Raw genomic sequence first — 17,227 nt, forward strand, 5'->3', positions numbered from 1 at the left:
GCTGGAAATGCTCTAGTGGCTGTCCTTGCCGACAGCGTTGCCGCGGCAGCCCTTGAGGAAGTCGAGATCGGCGCCGGTATCGGCACCCTGGACGTGCTGCTGGTGCAGCCAGGCATAACCCGACGTCGGCAGCTCATGGTTCGGCTTCCATTCGGCGAGACGGCGCGCCAGCTCTTCGTCGGAAATGTCGAGATGCAGGCGACGGTTCGGCACGTCGAGTTCGATCATGTCGCCATTCTTGACCACGGCCAGCGGGCCGCCGACGGCGGCTTCCGGCGAGGTGTGCAGCACGACGGTGCCGTAAGCCGTACCGGACATGCGGGCATCCGAGATGCGCACCATGTCGGTGATGCCCTTCTTGAGCACCTTGGGCGGCAGGCCCATATTGCCGACTTCGGCCATGCCCGGATAGCCCTTGGGACCACAGTTCTTCATGACCATGACGCAGGTCTCGTCGATGTCGAGATTATCGTCGTTGATCTTGGCCTTGTAGTCGTCGATATCCTCGAACACCACGGCGCGGCCGCGATGTGTCAGGAGATGCGGCGAGGCGGCGGACGGCTTCAGCACCGCGCCCTTCGGCGCGAGGTTGCCGCGCACGACGACGATACCGCCCGACTGTGTCAGCGCCTTTTCGGCCGGCAGGATGACGTCCTCGTTCCAGTTTACGACGTCCTTGACCTCGTTCCAGACGGTCTCGCCGGACACAGTGATCGCATCCTTGTGCAGGAGGCCCGCTTCGCCGAGACGCTTCAGCACGACGGGCAGGCCGCCGGCATAGAAGAACTCTTCCATCAGGTACTTGCCCGACGGCATGAGGTTGACGATGGTCGGCACGTCGCGGCCACAGCGGTCCCAATCGTCCAGCGTCAGGTCGATACCGACGCGGCCGGCCATGGCGAGCAGGTGGATGACGGCGTTGGTCGAGCCGCCGATGGCCGCATTGGTGCGGATGGCGTTCTCGAAGGCCTGCTTCGTCATAATGTCGGAGGGCTTCAGATCGTCCTTGACCATCTGCACGATGCGGCGGCCGGTGAGCTGCGCCATGACCTTGCGGCGGCTGTCGACGCCGGGAATGGCGGCATTGCCCGAGAGGGCCATGCCGAGCGCTTCGGCCATGGAGGCCATGGTGGAGGCCGTGCCCATCGTGTTGCAGGTGCCGGAGGAGCGGCTCATCGAGGCTTCGGCCTCGAGGAACTCTTCCTGCGTCATCTCGCCGGCCTTCACCATCTCGGAGAACTTCCAGAGATGCGTGCCGGAGCCGACGCGCTCGCCGCGGAAGTAACCGTTCAGCATCGGGCCGCCGGTGACGACGATCGACGGCAGGTCGACGGAGGCGGCCGCCATGATCAGCGACGGCGTTGTCTTGTCGCAGCCGACCATCAGAACGCAGCCATCCATCGGCTGGCCGCGAATGGTTTCCTCGATGGCGAGGGCCGCAAGGTTGCGGTACATCATCGCCGTCGGGCGGAAGGTGTTTTCCGAGGCTGAGAAGACGGGCACTTCCATCGGGAACCCGCCGGCCTCCCAGATACCGGCCTTCACCTTTTCGGCCAGCTCGCGCAGATGGCCGTTGCACGGCGTCATGTCCGACCAGGTGTTGAGAATGCCGATAACCGGGCGCCCGTCGAACAGGTCGTGCGGGTATCCCTGGTTCTTCATCCAGCCACGGTGATAGATCACGTCACGGCTGGTGCCGCCGTACCATTCCTGAGACCGCAGCCTGCGCGGCCATTCCGCTTTCTTCGTCATCTTTCCAGTCCTCGAAGGGACCACCCGCGACCGGGCGGCCTTTGTCTCACGCCAGGGTGTAGGCGGTCTTGACGGTTGTGTAGAATTCGTTGGCGTATTTGCCCTGCTCGCGCGAGCCGTGCGACGAGCCCTTGCGGCCGCCGAAGGGCACATGGAAATCGACGCCTGCCGTCGGCAGGTTGACCATCACCATGCCGGCCTCGGCATTGCGCTTGAAATGCGTCGCGTGCTTGAGGCTGGTCGTCGCGATTCCCGAGGACAGGCCGAAGGGCGTATCGTTGGCAATCGACAGCGCTTCCTCGTAGTCCTTGACGCGGATGACCGCGGCGACGGGGCCGAAGATTTCTTCGCGCGAGATGCGCATGTCATTGGTCGCCTCGGTGAAGAGCGCCGGTGCGAGGTAAAAGCCGGGCGTGTCGCGCTTCAGAAGCTCGCCGCCGAAGGCGAGCCTGGCGCCCTCCTTCTGACCGATCTCGATATAGTCCGTGTCCTGCTTGAGCTGGCTCTGATCGACGACCGGGCCGATATGCGTGCCGGCCTTCAGCGCATCGTCAACGACAACGCTCTTCAGCCGTTCGCCGACGGCGGCGACGAAGCGATCATGGATGCCTTCCGTGACGATGACGCGCGAGGAGGCCGTGCAGCGCTGGCCGGTGGAGAAGAAGGCTGAGTTTACGGTGGCTTCTACGGCCACGGCGAGATCCGCATCGTCGAGCACGACGAAGGGGTTCTTGCCGCCCATTTCCAGCTGGTACTTGCGGTTATGCTCGACGGAGGCGAGCGCCACACGCCGGCCCGTACCGGTGGAGCCGGTGAAGGTGATGGCGTTGACGTCTGGGCTGTCGAGCATGGTCTGGCCGACGATGGAGCCCTTGCCCATGACGAGGTTCAGCACACCCTTCGGCAGGCCGGCGCGCACCAGGATATCGACGATCGCCCACGAACAGCCGGGCACCAGTTCGGCCGGCTTGAAGACGACGGTGTTGCCGTAGCAGAGCGCGGGCGCGATCTTCCAGGCGGGAATTGCGATCGGGAAATTCCATGGCGTGATGATGCCGACGACACCGACCGGCTCACGGGTGATCTCCACACCGATATTCGGCCGCACCGAGGGCAGCGTCTCGCCGGCAAGGCGCAGACATTCACCGGCAAAGAAATCAAAAATCTGGCCGGCGCGCACGGTCTCGCCGATGCCTTCCGCCAGCGTCTTGCCCTCTTCGCGTGACAGCAGACGGCCAAGCTCGTCCTTGCGGGCGAGGATCTCGTCGGCCGTCTTGCGCAGGATGGCGTGGCGCTCGAGGATGCCGGAGCGCGACCAGGCCGGGAAGGCTGCCTTGGCCGCGGCAATCGCCGTCTTGGTATCCTCGACGGAGGCGCGGGCATACTGGCCGACGACATCGCCCGTGTTCGACGGGTTGATGTTCTCGATGGCATCGGAGCCGACCCATTCGCCGGCAATCAGGTTCTGGTGGATGGTCATGGCCTCAGCCTCCTGTCCGTCACTTACAACTGGCGGATTTCGATCTCTTCTTCCCTGGCAATCGCCAAGGGATTGCGCAGCGGCAGACCGAAACCATCCGCGCCGATCTCGAACACATCGCCCTCTTCCGTGCGGATGCCGTCACCGAAGGACAGCGTCGCCGTGCCGAACATGTGGACATGGATATCGCCCGGTGTGCGGAACAGGCCGTATTTGAAATGGTGGTATTCGAGATTGGCGAAGGTATGCGACATGTTCGCCTCGCCGGAGACGAAGGGCTTTTCCCAGAGAACCTTGCCGCCGCGCACGATGCGCGAGAAGCCGCGGATATCGTCCGGCGCCGCACCCACGCGGATTTCCGGGCCAAAGCTCGCCTGGCGCAGCTTGGAATGGGCAAGGTAGAGATAGTTGATGCGCTCGGTCACATGGTCGGAGAACTCGTTCGACACGGCAAAGCCGATGCGGAACGGCGAACCATCGGCGGCGATGACATAGATGCCAGCCATTTCCGGCTCCTCACCGCCATCCAGCGCGAAGGAAGGAGACGTCAGCGCCGAGCCGGGGGCGACGGCCTGGGTGCCGTTGCCCTTGTAGAACCATTCCGGCTGAACGCCCTTCTCGCCGGCCTTCGGCTTGCCGTTCTCCAGGCCCATGCGGAACATTTTCATGGAATCCGTCAGCGTCTCTTCCGCGGCTTCCGAGGTCTTCTTGTGCATGGAATCGCGCGTCGCGGCAGAGCCGAGATGGGTGAGGCCCGTGCCCGTCAGATGCAGATGCGCAGCGTCCGGATGGGTGATCGGCGAGAGCAGGCGGCCATCGACATAGGCGGCCTCCAGATCAACTTCGTCGCCGAGACCCTTGGCCTCGATAGCGGCCTTCAGCGATCGGCCGCTGTTGGCGGCTTCCAGCGCCAGCGCGTAGACGCTTGTCGCACCGTTGACGACGCGGCCCTTGCCGCCCTCTTCCCGCACGACGACGGCGATCGAGCCATCAGCCTTTGCTACCTGCGAAATCAGCATTTCCGTTTCCTTCCTGAGGTCGGCGCCGGTCAAAGCTCCGCTGCTGCGGCGGACAGGCGTCACCACACTGGCCGCACCGGCGACCGGTCAAACTCTTCTGCAATCGGGTGGGTGACCGGTTTCCCGGTCAGCCCTTGTTCTTGTTGTAGACGTCGAAGAACACGGCAGCGAGCAGCACCAGACCCTTGATGAGCTGCTGGTAGTCGATGCCGATGCCCATGATCGACATGCCGTTGTTCATCACGCCCATGATGAAGGCGCCGATGACCGCGCCGGTGATCTTGCCCACGCCGCCGGATGCAGAGGCGCCGCCGATGAAGCAGGCCGCGATCACGTCGAGTTCGAAGCCCACGCCGGCCTTCGGCGTCGCCGAGTTGAGGCGGGCAGCGATGATCATGCCAGCGAGCGCCGCAAGCGCACCCATATTGACAAAGGTGTAGAAGGTCAGCCGCTCGGTGTTGATGCCCGAAAGCTTCGCGGCCTTCTCGTTGCCGCCCATGGCGTAGATACGCCGGCCGATCGTCGTGCGGGTCGTCACGAAAGCGTAGAGCGCGATCAGCAGGCCCATGATGACGAGAACGTTCGGCAGGCCGCGATAGGTCGAAAGCTGGAAGCCGATGAAGATCGCAACCACGCCGATGATCGCCATCTGCACGGCGAAGAAGCCGAAGGGCTCGTTCTCCGTTTCGTTGGCGGCGTTGAGACGCCGCTCACGCAGGCCGGCATAGAAGGCATAACCGACAAGCAGCAGCACGGCGACGAGCGCGACATAGTTCTTGATCAGGCTGGTCGAGGGATCCGTGATCGACAGGAAGTCCGGCACGAAGCCCGTCGACAGAACCTGGAATTCCTTCGGGAACGGACCGACCGGGCGACCCGACAGCACGACATAGGTCATGCCGCGGAAAACCAGCATGCCCGCGAGCGTCACGATGAAGGACGGGATCTTCTGGTAGGCGACCCAGTAGCCCTGCGCCGCGCCCATGATGGCGCCCATCAGGATGGCGAGCGGCACGACGACGATGGCCGGCAGCCCCCATTTCACCAGCATGATCGCCGACATCGCCCCGATGAAGGCGACGATGGAGCCGACGGACAGGTCGATATGTCCCGCCACGATGATCAGCAGCATTCCCAGCGCCATGATGACGATGAAGGAGTTCTGCAGCACGAGATTGGTGATATTGACGGGACGGAACAGCACGCCGTTCGTAATGACCTGGAAGAAGATCATGATCACCACGAGTGCGACCAGCAGGCCGTATTCGCGGATGTTCTTCTTGAGATATTCCCCCACCGAAGGCTGGGTCGTCTTGGTCGCGGTATCGGTGGACATTAGTGTTTCTCCCCGGAGCGCATGATGGCGCGCATGATGGATTCCTGGCTTGCTTCCGCCTTCGAAAGCTCGGCCACGATGCGTCCTTCGTTCATGACATAGATGCGATCGCAGGTCCCGAGCAGTTCCGGCATCTCTGACGAGATCATCAGGATGCCCTTGCCCTCGGCGGCAAGCTGGTTGATGATGGAATAGATTTCGAACTTGGCGCCGACATCGATGCCGCGCGTCGGTTCATCGAGGATCAGCACCTCGGGATTGGTGAAAAGCCACTTGGACAGCACGACCTTCTGCTGGTTGCCGCCCGAAAGATTGACCGTTTCCTGATAGATCGAATGCGAGCGGATGCGCAGCTTCGAGCGATAGTCGGAGGCCACCTTGGCTTCCTGCCGGTCGTTGATGACCATGTTCGACGACACGCCATCGAGATTGGAGAGCGTCGTGTTGTGCATGATGTTGTTGATCAGCACGAGGCCGAGATGTTTGCGGTCCTCGGTGACATAGGCGAGGCCGGCATCGATCGCCTTGGGGATCGTGCTGACATCGACAGGCTTGCCACGCATGGAGACGTCGCCGGTGATCTTGTGGCCCCAGCTCTTGCCGAAAATGCTCATCGCCGTTTCGGTGCGGCCGGCACCCATCAGGCCGGCAATGCCGACGACTTCGCCGGCGCGCACCGTGAAGCTCACGTCATGCAGGAACTGGCGGTCGCGGTGATGCTGGTGATAGACGTTCCAGTTCTTCACCTCCAGCAGCGTCTCGCCGATCTTCGGCTCGCGCGCCGGATAGCGGTCTTCCATCTCGCGGCCGACCATGCCCTTGATGATGCGGTCTTCAGAGATATCCTCGTGATGACAGTCCAGCGTTTCCACCGTGCCGCCGTCGCGCAGGATGGTGATCTGGTCGGCGACCTTTTTGATCTCGTTCAGCTTGTGCGAGATGATGATCGAGGTCATGCCCTGCGTGCGGAACTCCATGAGCAGCTTCAGGAGCGCGTCGGAGTCCTTTTCGTTGAGCGAGGCGGTCGGCTCATCGAGGATGAGCAGGCGCACCTTCTTGGACAGCGCCTTGGCGATTTCCACCAGCTGCTGCTTGCCCACACCGATATCGGTGATCAGCGTTCCCGGTGAGTCCTTGAGACCCACCTTGTCGAGCAGTTCCTGCGTGCGGCGGAAGGTCTGCTTCCAGTCGATAACGCCCTTGGTGGCGACCTCGTTTCCGAGGAAGATGTTCTCGGCAATCGACAGAAGCGGCACCAGCGCCAGCTCCTGATGGATGATGATGATGCCGAGATGCTCGCTGTCGGAGATCGTGGAAAAGTGACGGACCTGGCCGTCGAAATGGATTTCACCCTCGTAGGAGCCGGCCGGATAGACGCCGCTCAACACTTTCATGAGGGTGGATTTGCCGGCGCCGTTTTCACCGACAAGGGCGTGAATCTCGCCTTCGCGGACCTTCAGGTTGACGTTGTCGAGCGCCTTTACGCCCGGGAACGTCTTCGTGATGCCACGCATTTCGAGAAGGGTCTTGCTCATATACCAGTTTCCAGCGGCCAGTGATCGCCCTTCGACAGGGAGACTGAGCCTATTCGCTCTGCGATCCGGAGAAAAGAGGGTTCGCGCTCTCGGCGCGAACCCCGGAGAGATTTGAGAACGATTAGTTCTTCAGCTGGTCAGCCGTGTAGTAGGCCGAGTCCGTGACGAGGATCTTCTCGGCATTGGACTTGTCGACGGCAACCGGCTTCAGGAGGTAGGACGGGATGACCTTGACGCCGTTGTCGTAGGTCTTCGTGTCGTTAACTTCCGGTTCCTTGCCCTCGAGGATCGAGTTGACCATGCTGACAGTGACCTTGGCGAGCTCGCGCGTGTCCTTGAAAACAGTCGAATACTGTTCGTCAGCGAGGATCGACTTGACGGACGGCAGTTCGGCGTCCTGGCCGGTGACGACAGCCATCGGCTGGTCGCCCGAGCCGTAGCCGACGCCCTTCAGAGCAGACAGGATACCGATGGAGAGACCGTCATAGGGCGACAGAACGCCATCGACGCGGCCGTCGGTGTAGGTCGAGGACAGCAGGTTTTCCATGCGGGCCTGGGCAACGGCACCGTCCCAACGCAGCGTGCCGACGGTTTCCATGCCGGTCTGGCCGGACTTGACGACGATCGCACCGCTGTCGATCAGCGGCTGAAGAACCGACATCGCGCCGTCATAGAAGAAGAAGGCGTTGTTATCGTCCGGCGAGCCGCCGAAGAGCTCGACGTTCCACGGCTTGGTGTCCGGGAACTTCGCCTTCAGGCCGTCGACGAGGCTGGTGGCCTGGAGAACGCCGACCTGGAAGTTGTCGAAGGTGGCGTAGTAGCTGACATTGCCCGAATCGCGGATGAGGCGGTCGTAAGCGATGACCTTCACGCCGGCGTCGGCAGCCTTCTGCAGGATGTCGGAGAGCGTCGTGCCGTCGATGGCGCCGATGACGAGAACTTTGGCACCCTTGGTGACCATGTTTTCGATCTGGGCCAGCTGGTTCGGGATATCGTCGTCAGCAAACTGCAGGTCCGGCGTGTAACCGGCTTCCTTGAACAGCTTTTCCATCGTCTCGCCGTCGGAAATCCAGCGGGTCGAGGTCTTGGTGGGCATGGAGATGCCGACCATGCCCTTGTCCTGGGCGAAAACCGGGGCGACGAACGACGCGACGCTGATGGCAGCGGCCGCGAGAAGCGAGGTGATCATTTTCATAGAAAGGTCTCTCCCTTGTGCGCACTGGCCGTTGAGCCAGGCATTGTTCTGTGCACGGGCGGGGTCGCTTTCAGGCGACGGCCTGGACTGGTGAGCAAAAGCCCGCCGGTCCCCACTCCCAAGGACCCCAGCGCACATCGGCGAAACCTCTACCGAATTGCCATAACTGTCAAATGCAATGAGCTTCTAATTCGATACCAAAATTGGTATAGAGGGGCAGATATGTAATATTTTTACGACCGAGGGTGCGATGCGTTTGCACAATGATATCGACGAGCCGCTTTTTCCCGACGAGGGCGCCGACAATCTGCAGGGCGTCGGCCTGCTGCGCAGCGGCCTGAAACTCAACCATCTGCGCATGATCGTCGCCATCGAGGAGCACAAGCAGGTCAGTGCTGCGGCGGATGTGCTGAACATCACGCAACCGGCCGCCTCCCGCATGCTGACGGAAATGGAGACGATCCTCAAGGCGCAGCTCTGCGAACGCGTGTCGCGCGGCGTGGCGCTGACGGCCTTCGGCCGGGCCTTCGCGCGGCGGGCGCGCACCATCCTGCTCGAACTGCGCGAGGTCGACCGCGAGCTTTCGGCGCTGAAATCCGGCACCGGCGGTTCGGTCTATCTGGGTTCCGTCACCGCACCGGCGATCAGTCTCGCCGTGCCGGCGATCCAGCAGGTCAGCGCCGCCTATCCGGGCATCGAGGTGAATGTGCGCGTCGAGACGAGCAACGTGCTCGCCCGCGAACTCTTGGCCGCCCGGCAGGATTTCATCATCGCCCGCGTGCCCGACGACCTCAATCCGCGGCTGTTCAACGTCACAGAGATCGGCATCGAAAAGGCCTGTCTCATCGTGCGCAAGGGCCATCCGCTGACGGAAAAGCCGGTCGTGGGCCTTGCGGATCTGCCGCATTTCGACTGGGTGTTCCAGCCCGCCGGCACGCTTCTGCGCCGCCGCATCGAGGAACTGTTCATCGCCGACGGCGTGCCGCTGCCCTCCACCGTCGTCAACACCTCGTCGATCCTGCTGACCACCGCCATCGTCTGCGGCTCGAACGCCATTGCGCCCGTCGCCCGCGACATGGCTGTCTTCATCGCCGATGTCGGCGCGCAGGCCGGCGAGATCAGCATTCTCAACACGGATTTCGATATCGACATCAAGCCCTACAGCCTGATTTCCGTGAAAGGCCGGGCGCTCCCCCCGAGCGCCAAATTGCTTTATGATCTCATCCTGCAACGCAGCCGGATGCTTTCACCGGACTGAACGGAGAAAGACACCATGTTCGGCATGACCGTTTTCGAATCCGTGCTGGAAAGGCTGAAGGCCGAGGCGCGCCAGGCCGAGGAAGATGCAGCCGATGAGGCTGCGGACGACGACGGCCCTGGCGAGATTCGCGGCCTGACATCTGGTTTTGCCGGTATCGGCACGGGTGGCACCTTCGTCTCCGGCTCGCAGGCAGCCGCCGCCTATCTCGACCTCTACGAGGAGCCGCGCCCCGTGGAGCCCGAACCGCAGCCGGCCCCCGAGCCGCCCGCTGCCCCGCCGCATCTCCTGCGCGTCGCGCCGGAAGAGATTGCCGAGGACCTTGCACTCAACGGCAAAGAAGGTGTGGACGACCTTCTCGCCCGCCGTCGCAGCTTTGCCCGCGAAAACCATCCCGATCGGGCGCCGGAGGACCTGCGCGCCAACGCGACATTGCGCATGAAGGTTGCCAACATGCTGATCGACGAGACAATCCGGAGGCTAAAAGTGGAAGAGAGCCTTGGGCTTTCGCGCTAGCTCTTCGTTTCCTCCGGCGGCTTGGCGGCCGGGTCGGAGGGCTTGAAGAACAGGATGAGGTTGGCAAAGGCGTAGGCGGTCACGACGAGGAAGATCGTCGCCCAGGTCTGTTCGCCATTGTAGAACTCGACACCCGTCCACGCCGCGCAGGACCCGACCAGCAGCAGCCGCCGCCAGAGCGGACGGTAGAACGGGTGGTCGGGGTCGATGAATTTCATGAATGTCTCCTCACGCCTTCAGGCCTACATAGGCGGTTTTCCAGCGCGAGGAAACCGGCTTCATGATGGAAGGCGATCAAGAAAAGCGGCAAGCTCCGGAGGCTCAATCCCGACAAGGTGGCCTTTCTCCGGATAGGCGCCAGAACGCACATCATCGGCATATTCGCGGAAGGCGGCGATGCGCTCCTGCTGGAGGCGATCATATTCCGCCGCGAAATTGCGGTAAACCTTGGCATGGCGCGGGTAGTGGCCGCGATTCTGGCCGAGCACATCATCGGCAAAGAGATATTGCGCATCGCAGCCCGTGCCAGCGCCCATGGAGAGCATGAAGAGCGACGTCCTGGCGCTGATCGCCGCCGCGATCTCGCCCGGCACGACCTCGATTTCGGCGGCAAAGGCCCCGGCCTCCTCCAGCGCCTTCACCTGCCGGAAGATTTCCAGCGCACTGTCCGCCGTCTTGCCGACGGCGCGAAAACCGCCGGTCCAGGTGGCTTTGGAGGGAATGAGGCCGACATGGCCGCAGACCGGAATGCCCTCCTCACGCAGGCGCCGCACGGTGGAAAGGCCAGCCGCGCAATAGACGGCATCGCCGCCTGCCCGCATCGCCTGGAAGGCGCCGCGCAGATAATCGTCGGCGGTGATGAAATCGCCGTATTCGAGGCCCGGAAAGGCAAAGACAGTCGGGGCCGCCTCGCGAAAAGCCGGCCCGAGCAGAACGGGCGGCACGGAGACGAGGTCGATGCCCGCCTGTTCGGCGGCTTCAGCCTCTTCCAGCGTGACGACGCGCAGCATGGTGAGCTGGCGCTTGCCCTTCATCGCCTGGATATCGGCAACGGTCGGTCTTTTGGTCTTCATGATGTCCTCCGGGACGCCGTTTACGCGGCGAGCAGTTTCTTGAGCTTGGTCTCCGGTGCGGCGAGTTCGGCCGGATCGGGATGGATGCGGGCGGCGATCAGCATTTCGGCGAGACGGATGTCGCGGGCGACCGCATTGCCCGGCCCGATGCCGCTTGCCGCAATCAGCCGGCCCTCGGCATCGAGATGAAAGAGAATGAAGGCGCCCTCGCCCATGTCGCGGCGGACCGTGCTGACGGCACCATCGGCAAGGCCAGCGATCTGCAATGTCATGTCGTACTGATCCGACCAGAACCACGGCACGGCGGCATGGACATCCGCACCGCCCAGCATGTTGGCGGCAGCAAGCTGACCCTGCTCCTGCGCATTGCGCCAGGATTCAAGCCGGATTCGGCGATCACCATAAAGCGGTAGCGGATAGGACGTGCAGTCGCCCGCAGCAAAAATATCGGGATCGGAGGTGCGCAACAGGCCATCGACGGCGATGCCGTTTTCCACCGTCAAGCCCGCGGCTTCCGCGAGTTCCGTATTCGGCACGGCACCGATGCCGACGACGAGCAGATTGGCACTGACGACGCTGCCATAGCCCAGCGAAATCAACACCTCGCCTGCCCGCTCCTCGACACCGGCCACCTTGGCGCCACAGAGAATGTCCACGCCCTCGGCGGCATGACGGCTGGCGACGATTTCGGCGATCTCGGCCGGCACGCCACGGGTCAGCACGCGCGGCAGGCCCTCCACCAGCGTGACGCGCGCCCCCAGCTTGCGGGCGCTGGCGGCAAGCTCCAGCCCGATGAAGCCACCGCCGAGAATGGCGACATGGCTCCCCTCGACGAGATGTTCGCGGATACGCGCCGCATCGTCATGACTGCGCAGCGCAAGGATGCGCCCGCCATGGGCCGCACCCGGCAGGGTGCGCGGACGTGCGCCGGTGGCCAGCAGCAGCCTGTCATAGGGAACGACCGTGCCATCGCCCAGCACTACACGCTTCGCGTTGCGGTCGATCTCGGACACCGTGCGGCCGAGCAGCAGGTCGATACCAGCTTCGACATAGCGGCCGGGCTCGGCGACGAATTTCGGGCCAGCGCCGGCGACGAGCGCCTCCTTGGAGAGCGGCGGGCGCTCGTAGGGCAGATGGGGTTCGCTGCCGATCAGGGTCAGCGTGCCGTCAAAGCCCTTTTCGCGCAGGGCAAAGGCTGCGCGCGCGCCGCATTCGCCGGCGCCGACGATCACGAAATTCGCCATGATGGTTTCCTAAATTCCGATAAAGACCGTGCCGCCCTCGACCTTGACCGGATAGGTCCTGAGGTCGACGCAGACGGGGGCGCCCTTGGCCTCGCCGGTCTTGTAGTTGAAGCGGCCGTTGTGCTTAGGACATTCGATGATGTGATCCATCACCAGGCCATCGGCGAGGTGGATCTTCTCATGCGTGCAGAGCCCGTCCGTCGCGTGATAGGTGTCCTCGGGGCTGCGGTAGATCGCGAAGGTGCGACCCGCATGGTCGAAGCGGATGACATCCTCCTCGTCGATGTCGTCGGCTGCGCAGACTTCGATCCAAGTGTCGCTCATGGGTGTCTCTCCTCCAGGAAATCAGATGTTATTCGGCGGCGGCGAAGGCCGGTTCGGCGTGGAACTCTTCCTTGTAGGGTCGCGCCGTCTCGGGCAGGTCACGCTTGAGGAAGTAATCTTCGTTGCGCAGCTGGCGCAGGAAGGCCGGCAGCATTTCGCGGTAGCCGTGCCACATGGACGGGTTCGGCGCCGGCAGGTCATGCCTGATCATGGCGTGCAGCCGCGGCAGGGCATGATAGGGCACCATCGGGAACATGTGATGCTCCACATGGTAGTTCATGTTCCAGTAGATGAAGCGGCTCACCGGGTTCATGTAGACGGTGCGGCTGTTCAGGCGATGATCGATGACATTGTCGGCAAGGCCGCCGTGCTGCAACAGGCCGGTCATGACATGGTGCCAGGCGCCGTAGAGCCGCGGCAGGCCGATGAACATGGCCGGCAGGATCGAGCCGAAGGCGAAGCACGCAGCGATCGTCGCGAGATAGATGACGAGCCAGATACGGGCGATGCGAATCGCCTTGCCCTGCTCCATCTCGGGAACGAAGGTCTTTTCGGCTTCGCTCATGACGCCGGCCGCATTGCGCACCATGTCGATGACGGCATGCCAGGCATCGAGAATGCCGAAGAAGTTCAGCACGAGACGCAGAAGATCCGGCGGGCGCATGACGGCGATCTCGGGATCGCGGCCGACGATGACCGTATCCGTATGGTGGCGCGTATGGCTCCAGCGCCAGGTCACCGGATTGCGCATGATCATGAAACAGGCGATCTGGTAGACGGCGTCGTTCATCCACATCGTCTTGAAGGCCGTACCGTGGCCGCATTCGTGCCAGCGGCTGTCCGAGGCCGAGCCGTAGAGCACGCCATAGATCAGGAAGAATGGTACGGCGGCCCAGCTGCTCCAGAACCACGCGCCTAGCGCACCGGAGACGACCATGGCACCGAGCCAGATCGCGGTGTCGCGAATGGCGGGTCCATCGCTGCGCTGCATCAGCGCCTTCATCTCCTTGCGCGCAACATCGGTGTGGTACCACTCGGCCGCAGCCAGACCATTGGCAACGGCCGCTTCGGCGTCGCGCCCCAGAAGGCTATAGTCCCGCTTCGTCGGCTTCATCGCTGTTCCTCCCGCAAGGCGCTGTCCGAGGACCCGCCGTATCTGATGGGCAAACGATAGCGCTGCTGCTTGCATCTCTCAATCCTGCCATGATAGAATGCGTCAAATTACATCATTAGCTATCATTCAGTACTGATGGAAAGATTTCACGGAGGAGAGCCATGGCATCGCGACCGACGATTTCGGATCTTGCGCAGGCGGCTGGCGTCAGCGTCGCAACGGTCGACCGGGTGCTGAACGGCCGCCACAAGGTGCGCGAGGAGACGGCGCGCCGGGTCTATGAAGCTGCCAATGCCATCGGCTATCACGCGCTCGGCCTCATCCGGCAGCGCGTCTTCGAGGACCTGCCGCAATATCGGCTCGGCTTCAGCTTCCAGCGTCCCAACCAGGCCTTCTACCAGAACTTCGCCCGCGAAATCGAAATCGCCTGCAATGCGTGCACCGTTGCCCGCATCGTGCCGCAGATCGAGTTCATCAATGCGCAGACGCCATCCGCGATGACAGAGATGCTGCGCCAGCTTTCGACACGCAATCAGGCCCTTGCCGTCGTGGCACCCGACTATCCCGCCACGACAACCATGGCGGAAGACCTGAAAAACCGCGGCATTCCGCTGTTCTGCCTGCTCTCCGATTTCGCCATGGACATCCGCCAGGGTTATATCGGCCTCAACAATATGAAGGTCGGCCGCACCGCTGCCTGGATGATCGCGCGCGGCGCAAAGCGTCCCGGCAAGGTGGCGATCTTCGTCGGCAGCCATCGCTTCCATGGCCATGAACTGCGCGAGATCGGCTTCCGCTCCTTCTTCCGCGAGAAGGGCCAGGGCTTCGAGGTGCTGGACACGCTGGTCAATCTCGACACTAGCGAGATCACCCACGAAGCGACCGCCAACCTGCTCGCGCAGCATCCCGATCTTGTCGGTCTCTATGTGGCGGGCGGCGGCATGGAGGGCGCGATCTCGGCGGTGCGTGAGGAAGGTTTTGCCGGCCGGATCCAGCTCATCGTCAACGAACTCACGCCGGAATCGAAGGCCGGCCTTGCCGATGATGTCGTGACCATGGCGATCAGCACACCCCTGCCCGCGCTCTGCCGCGAGCTCGTCTCGCTGATGGTGACGGCGATCGAAAAGGGTGAAAATGCCGTGCCCGGCCAGACCTTCCTGCCCTTCGATCTCTTCACGCCGGAAAATATCTGACGCTCTTTTGAAAGAATTCCATCACGGCGTATTGCTAATCTTTCAGCAATGAGGGCGGCATCGCCACCTTGGCCTTTGACGACCGTCAAGCGCATCCCGATCCTCACATGTGCATGCGAGGCCGCCCTGTCGGTGGCCCCGAGACCGGAGGACACCCATTCCATGCCGACTTTCGCCATCAACCACATGACGGCGCCCGCCCTCGCGCTCGACGCCTTCTTCGCGCTCGCCGTCTCGCTCGGCACCAGCGCCGTCGAAATCCGCAACGACCTTGACGGCAACGCCATTCTCGACGGCACGACGCCCGACGAGGTGAAGGCGCTTGCCGAGCGCCACGGCATCACGATCATCTCGATCAATGCCCTGCAGCGCTTCAACGAGTGGACGCCCGCCCGCGCCGCCGAGGCCCGGGAACTGATCGACTATGCCGCTGCCTGCGGCGCCAAGGCACTCGTGCTCGTGCCGAAGAACGACGGCACCGGGCAGGCCGATGGCGAGCGGCAGGCTAACCTTGGCCAGTCCCTGACGGAACTCAAGCCGCTGCTCGATGCCGCCGGCATCATCGGCCTCGTCGAACCGCTCGGCTTCGAAATCTGCTCGCTGCGCTCCAAGCGTGAAGCCGTCGAGGCCATCAAGGCTGTCGGTGGGGAACAGACATTCCGTCTGGTGCACGACACGTTCCACCATCATCTCGCCGGCGAGCCCGAACTCTTCGCCGATTTCACCGGCCTGGTGCACATTTCCGGCGTCGAGGACCCGGCAGTATCGGTTTCCGATATGCGCGACGGCCACCGCGTGCTCGTCGGCCCGGCGGACCGCCTGGCAAATACCAGTCAGATCAAGGCCTTGCTTGCCGCCGGCTATACCGGCCCGCTCTCCTTCGAGCCCTTCTCGCCCACCGTGCACGGTGTCGCCGACCCCAAGGCCGCCATTGCCGAAAGCATCGCCTTCATCCGCGAAAACATCTGAAAATCCGGGGTGGCGGGGCTTGCCGCCGCGCCTTTTCCCCAGCTTCGGCGGAAATCCCGTCCTGCAAAATGGAACGGGCTTGACGCCATGAGCAGAAAATGGAATAAACATTCCGCAATACGGAATTCGCGGTTTGTTTATTCTGTTTTGGCTTTCGCCTCCCGGGAGGAGCGACGGCCGGGCCGCCCGCAAGGGTAGCCATCCGGATTAAGTGAGTGGCGCGGCCGGACGCCACGTTGAGGAGGAGAACGAACATGAAAAAATTGATCCTGAGCTCGGCACTTGCCGTGATGATGTCCACCGCCGCCCACGCTGAAACGATCGGCGTTTCGATGGCGCTGTTCGACGACAACTTCCTGACCGTTCTGCGCAACGGCATGACCGATTATGCCAAGACGCTCGACGGCGTCGAGCTGCAGATCGAAGACGCCCAGAACGACGTCGCCAAGCAGCAGAGCCAGATTCAGAACTTCATCGCATCCGGCGTCAGCGCCATCATCGTCAACCCGGTCGATACCGATGCGACGGCCGCGCTTTCGAAGGCTGCCGCAGACGCCGGCATTCCGCTCGTCTACGTCAACCGCGAACCGGCAAACATCAACGAACTGCCGGAAAAGCAGGCTTTCGTCGCCTCCAACGAAGTGGAATCCGGCACGCTGGAAACCAAGGAAGTCTGCCGCCTTCTGAACGGCAAGGGCAAGGTCGTCGTCATGATGGGCGAACTGTCCAACCAGGCCGCCCGCGTTCGCACGCAGGACATCAAGGACGTCATCGCGACCGACGAGTGCAAGGGCCTGACGATCGTCGAGGAGCAGACCGCCAACTGGTCGCGTACGCAAGGCGCCGACCTCATGACCAACTGGCTCTCCGCCGGCCTGGAATTCGACGCCGTCATCTCCAACAATGACGAAATGGCGATCGGCGCCATCCAGGCCTTGAAGGCCGCCGGCCGCTCGATGGACAGCGTCGTCGTCGCCGGTGTCGATGCCACGCAGGACGCCCTTGCCGCCATGGCAGCCGGCGACCTCGACGTGACGGTGTTCCAGGATGCCGCCGGCCAAGGCAAGGGCTCGGTCGATGCCGCGCTGAAGCTCGCCAAGGGCGAAAAGGTCGAGACCAAGGTCTACATCCCCTTCCAGCTCGTGACGCCGGCAAACATCGCCGACTTCCAGGCGAAGAACTGATCGGCCCAAGGGTCCAAACCAGCTAGACTAGGGTA

At 62.9% G+C, this 17,227-nt stretch carries 16 protein-coding genes; 5 read left to right on the forward strand and 11 right to left on the reverse strand.

Annotated features, from left to right (window positions below; translation table 11 throughout):
* Positions 1-12: 12 nt before the first annotated feature.
* The 6 genes from araD to chvE form a co-directional block, all read right to left on the reverse strand.
* Positions 13-1,752 carry an L-arabinonate dehydratase gene (araD, locus tag MUU55_RS05580; protein ID WP_244759753.1) on the reverse strand — a complete coding sequence of 580 codons (1,740 nt, stop codon included), beginning with the start codon at positions 1,750-1,752 and terminating at the stop codon, positions 13-15.
* A gap of 46 nt (positions 1,753-1,798) precedes the next feature.
* Complete coding sequence (locus MUU55_RS05585; protein WP_244759754.1) at positions 1,799-3,232, reverse strand: aldehyde dehydrogenase family protein; 1,434 nt, start codon at positions 3,230-3,232, stop codon at positions 1,799-1,801.
* Positions 3,233-3,255: 23 nt separating this feature from the next.
* Positions 3,256-4,251: an AraD1 family protein gene (gene araD1, locus MUU55_RS05590; protein WP_244759755.1), complete on the reverse strand. Its 996-nt coding sequence runs from the start codon at positions 4,249-4,251 to the stop codon at positions 3,256-3,258.
* Positions 4,252-4,378: 127 nt separating this feature from the next.
* Positions 4,379-5,587 (reverse strand): multiple monosaccharide ABC transporter permease, encoded by a 1,209-nt coding sequence (gene mmsB / locus MUU55_RS05595; protein WP_244759756.1) that lies wholly within the window; start codon positions 5,585-5,587, stop codon positions 4,379-4,381.
* Positions 5,587-7,122, reverse strand: coding sequence for a multiple monosaccharide ABC transporter ATP-binding protein (mmsA, locus tag MUU55_RS05600; RefSeq protein WP_244759757.1), 1,536 nt, complete (start codon positions 7,120-7,122; stop codon positions 5,587-5,589). Before mmsA ends, mmsB begins: the two co-directional genes overlap by 1 nt.
* Positions 7,123-7,243: 121 nt before the next feature.
* Positions 7,244-8,317 (reverse strand): multiple monosaccharide ABC transporter substrate-binding protein, encoded by a 1,074-nt coding sequence (chvE, locus tag MUU55_RS05605; protein WP_244759758.1) that lies wholly within the window; start codon positions 8,315-8,317, stop codon positions 7,244-7,246.
* Between the two features lie 250 nt (positions 8,318-8,567).
* Between chvE and MUU55_RS05610 the strand changes: the two genes are divergently transcribed.
* Together MUU55_RS05610 and MUU55_RS05615 are read left to right on the forward strand one after the other, a co-directional pair.
* Positions 8,568-9,575, forward strand: coding sequence for a LysR family transcriptional regulator (locus MUU55_RS05610; protein WP_244759759.1), 1,008 nt, complete (start codon positions 8,568-8,570; stop codon positions 9,573-9,575).
* A 15-nt stretch (positions 9,576-9,590) separates the two neighbouring features.
* Positions 9,591-10,091, forward strand: coding sequence for a hypothetical protein (locus MUU55_RS05615; RefSeq protein ID WP_244759760.1), 501 nt, complete (start codon positions 9,591-9,593; stop codon positions 10,089-10,091).
* On the opposite strand, the gene MUU55_RS05620 is transcribed toward MUU55_RS05615, so the two are convergent.
* From MUU55_RS05620 to MUU55_RS05640, 5 genes are read right to left on the reverse strand one after another with little or no spacing between them, the layout of a single operon-like run.
* Complete coding sequence (locus MUU55_RS05620) at positions 10,088-10,309, reverse strand: hypothetical protein (protein ID WP_244759761.1); 222 nt, start codon at positions 10,307-10,309, stop codon at positions 10,088-10,090. The genes MUU55_RS05615 and MUU55_RS05620 overlap by 4 nt on opposite strands.
* Positions 10,310-10,369: 60 nt before the next feature.
* On the reverse strand, positions 10,370-11,164 hold the full coding sequence (locus MUU55_RS05625) for a 3-methyl-2-oxobutanoate hydroxymethyltransferase (RefSeq protein WP_244759762.1): 795 nt from the start codon (positions 11,162-11,164) through the stop codon (positions 10,370-10,372).
* Positions 11,165-11,184: 20 nt separating this feature from the next.
* Complete coding sequence (locus tag MUU55_RS05630) at positions 11,185-12,408, reverse strand: NAD(P)/FAD-dependent oxidoreductase (RefSeq protein WP_244759763.1); 1,224 nt, start codon at positions 12,406-12,408, stop codon at positions 11,185-11,187.
* Positions 12,409-12,417: 9 nt separating this feature from the next.
* The gene (locus tag MUU55_RS05635; protein ID WP_244759764.1) at positions 12,418-12,732 is read right to left on the reverse strand and encodes a MocE family 2Fe-2S type ferredoxin; all 315 of its coding nucleotides are present in this window, start codon (positions 12,730-12,732) and stop codon (positions 12,418-12,420) included.
* Positions 12,733-12,760: 28 nt separating this feature from the next.
* Positions 12,761-13,846 (reverse strand): fatty acid desaturase family protein, encoded by a 1,086-nt coding sequence (locus MUU55_RS05640; RefSeq protein WP_244759765.1) that lies wholly within the window; start codon positions 13,844-13,846, stop codon positions 12,761-12,763.
* Positions 13,847-14,007: 161 nt separating this feature from the next.
* Between MUU55_RS05640 and MUU55_RS05645 the strand changes: the two genes are divergently transcribed.
* The 3 genes from MUU55_RS05645 to MUU55_RS05655 all read left to right on the forward strand — a co-directional run bounded on the left by MUU55_RS05645 (position 14,008) and on the right by MUU55_RS05655 (position 17,192).
* Positions 14,008-15,039 carry a LacI family DNA-binding transcriptional regulator gene (locus tag MUU55_RS05645; protein ID WP_244759766.1) on the forward strand — a complete coding sequence of 344 codons (1,032 nt, stop codon included), beginning with the start codon at positions 14,008-14,010 and terminating at the stop codon, positions 15,037-15,039.
* Positions 15,040-15,201: 162 nt separating this feature from the next.
* Positions 15,202-16,008 (forward strand): TIM barrel protein, encoded by an 807-nt coding sequence (locus tag MUU55_RS05650; RefSeq protein ID WP_244759767.1) that lies wholly within the window; start codon positions 15,202-15,204, stop codon positions 16,006-16,008.
* Between the two features lie 254 nt (positions 16,009-16,262).
* On the forward strand, positions 16,263-17,192 hold the full coding sequence (locus MUU55_RS05655) for a sugar ABC transporter substrate-binding protein (protein WP_244759768.1): 930 nt from the start codon (positions 16,263-16,265) through the stop codon (positions 17,190-17,192).
* Positions 17,193-17,227 lie beyond the last annotated feature (35 nt).

Source organism: Shinella curvata (assembly GCF_022899935.1).
Taxonomy (GTDB): Bacteria; Pseudomonadota; Alphaproteobacteria; order Rhizobiales; family Rhizobiaceae; genus Shinella; species Shinella curvata.

Coding starts and splice junctions, on each gene's coding strand:
- araD (WP_244759753.1), bottom strand. CDS start 1,752: ATGACGAAGAAAGCGGAATGGCCGCGCAGGCTGCGGTCTCAGGAATGG.
- MUU55_RS05585 (WP_244759754.1), bottom strand. CDS start 3,232: ATGACCATCCACCAGAACCTGATTGCCGGCGAATGGGTCGGCTCCGAT.
- araD1 (WP_244759755.1), bottom strand. CDS start 4,251: ATGCTGATTTCGCAGGTAGCAAAGGCTGATGGCTCGATCGCCGTCGTC.
- mmsB (WP_244759756.1), bottom strand. CDS start 5,587: ATGTCCACCGATACCGCGACCAAGACGACCCAGCCTTCGGTGGGGGAA.
- mmsA (WP_244759757.1), bottom strand. CDS start 7,122: ATGAGCAAGACCCTTCTCGAAATGCGTGGCATCACGAAGACGTTCCCG.
- chvE (WP_244759758.1), bottom strand. CDS start 8,317: ATGAAAATGATCACCTCGCTTCTCGCGGCCGCTGCCATCAGCGTCGCG.
- MUU55_RS05610 (WP_244759759.1), top strand. CDS start 8,568: ATGCGTTTGCACAATGATATCGACGAGCCGCTTTTTCCCGACGAGGGC.
- MUU55_RS05615 (WP_244759760.1), top strand. CDS start 9,591: ATGTTCGGCATGACCGTTTTCGAATCCGTGCTGGAAAGGCTGAAGGCC.
- MUU55_RS05620 (WP_244759761.1), bottom strand. CDS start 10,309: ATGAAATTCATCGACCCCGACCACCCGTTCTACCGTCCGCTCTGGCGG.
- MUU55_RS05625 (WP_244759762.1), bottom strand. CDS start 11,164: ATGAAGACCAAAAGACCGACCGTTGCCGATATCCAGGCGATGAAGGGC.
- MUU55_RS05630 (WP_244759763.1), bottom strand. CDS start 12,408: ATGGCGAATTTCGTGATCGTCGGCGCCGGCGAATGCGGCGCGCGCGCA.
- MUU55_RS05635 (WP_244759764.1), bottom strand. CDS start 12,732: ATGAGCGACACTTGGATCGAAGTCTGCGCAGCCGACGACATCGACGAG.
- MUU55_RS05640 (WP_244759765.1), bottom strand. CDS start 13,846: ATGAAGCCGACGAAGCGGGACTATAGCCTTCTGGGGCGCGACGCCGAA.
- MUU55_RS05645 (WP_244759766.1), top strand. CDS start 14,008: ATGGCATCGCGACCGACGATTTCGGATCTTGCGCAGGCGGCTGGCGTC.
- MUU55_RS05650 (WP_244759767.1), top strand. CDS start 15,202: ATGCCGACTTTCGCCATCAACCACATGACGGCGCCCGCCCTCGCGCTC.
- MUU55_RS05655 (WP_244759768.1), top strand. CDS start 16,263: ATGAAAAAATTGATCCTGAGCTCGGCACTTGCCGTGATGATGTCCACC.